The 1809-nt window shown below is 37.7% G+C and carries 1 protein-coding gene; it reads right to left on the reverse strand.

Features of this window, described 5'->3' with window-relative positions; genetic code table 11:
- Positions 1–133: 133 nt before the first annotated feature.
- Positions 134–1450 (reverse strand): IS110 family transposase, encoded by a 1317-nt coding sequence (locus tag DWZ63_RS15490; RefSeq protein WP_055941546.1) that lies wholly within the window; start codon positions 1448–1450, stop codon positions 134–136.
- Positions 1451–1809: the final 359 nt, after the last annotated feature.

The raw sequence follows: 1809 nt of genomic DNA on the forward strand, positions 1-1809 counted from the left end.
AAGTCCAGCTAATAAATGTCAATAGTTAGATGTGAAAAAAATTATTTTGTTTTTTGACTAAAAAAGGGCGGACTTTCCCCTTGGTGAAAATATCGTTTTTTGAAAGATATTGATTCATTGGGTTCATAGTATTTTATGCAGTCATGTCGCATTTGGCAGCATTGTATTGTTTGATATGCTCCTGAGGAGCAATGATTTTGAATGGTTTGTTGTCTCTGAGTATTGCAAATATCATATTGCATACCTTATGTGAAACAGCGCCCATTGCTACGAGCTTTGGTTTTGAGTCACACTTCTTGAGATAGTATTCGCGAAGAACTGGATTTTTAGCTTCTCCATTACGGGAGATACTGATGCTTTGTAGGGTTAATGTGTGAATCACACGTCTGGCGATGGCGGAACCACGCTTAGACATTTGAACCTTGGTGCCTTCAAATTTACCGGATTGCTTTACGGCTGGATCAAGACCAAAATAAGCGAAAAGTTGTTTCGGCTTTGAAAATGCTGAAAAATCACCAATCTCACCCATGATGGATACAGCAGACAAGAAACCAGCACCTTTGAATGTTTTAATCAAATGAATCTGCTTAACAAAGTCGGTATCTTCATTAGCATCAACAAGCTCATGGAGCGATTCAAGAATGCTGTTGATTTCTTCATCATATTTACGTATGAAGCTGATATAAAGGCGAATACGCTTGATGTTACTGTCTATAATGTACCCAAACTGATTTGCATCAGTTGCCGCCTGAATTATGGCATTATACTTATTCTGAGCATATGTAAGTCCAAAGCGAGCTGTTGATTTGATGATATCAATAATCTCTTGCTTGTCTGCTTCAAGAAAAGCTGATGGAGATGTATAAGTTTCCAACAATGTAAGAGAAGTGTTGATAGTAACCTTGGAAAAGATGCCAAGATACTGAGGAAACGCCATGCGTAATTCACCCTGAAGTTTATTCACATAGGCACTGCGATTATCCATTAAATCGTAGTATTCACGGCACAGATTACGGCAGTTTAGAGCAAGGTCTGATGGCATAAGTGAAACCTTTAAATCAGGTTTCAAGCCAACTAAAGCAGCTTTTTTAGAATCAAAACGATCATTATGTACTTTTCGTATGTTGATGTTTGTGCTATTCTTAGTGATGATAGGATTAATAACCGAGCAGTTAAAACCCTTATCACGAAGATAGCAGAAGAGTGGGTAATGATAAATTCCCGTGGATTCGAGGAAAATGCGACTTTCCAAAGAATACAACTCTTCTGCTTCTTTTATTTTAGAAACAGCGGTTGTAAGGGAATCAATACTGTTATGTAGGATTTTGAAAGGTTTTCCTACGAATTGTTGGTTTGGAAGTGCTATAGACATCCAGGAGAAGTCAGCACCGACATCAATACCAACAGAGATGAATAGTTCATCAAGATTAAAAATAACTTTGTTTGACATGAGCAAAAGCTCCTTTCTGATAGGAATCCATTTCCAATCTGGCAGGTACACAACCTAGCGCGTTATTCGGGTATTGCCTTCCGGCTCCCAACCAGCTAAAACATAAAACCCTGTCGAATGGACTAATTGACTTAATTACAGGTATTCACAGATAATCAGTGTCCCAAGGAGGAATACATTCTTTGTCCTATCCTAAGAGATGATACCTTATGTTTTATCTGGTGTCTATCAGGAACCGTCAGACATGATCATTATTACGGATAACATCTGATGAAGGAAGAATCCCTTCTTCTGTTATCTGATTTATAGAAATTTATTAACCAAGTAGTCTTGTTTGACTACATCATTATTATACTAGG

The sequence above is a fragment of the Clostridium sp. AF34-13 genome, from assembly GCF_003477845.1.
GTDB classification, from domain to species: Bacteria; Bacillota; Clostridia; order Lachnospirales; family Lachnospiraceae; genus Butyribacter; species Butyribacter intestini.

Coding starts and splice junctions, on each gene's coding strand:
- DWZ63_RS15490 (WP_055941546.1), bottom strand. CDS start 1,450: ATGTCAAACAAAGTTATTTTTAATCTTGATGAACTATTCATCTCTGTT.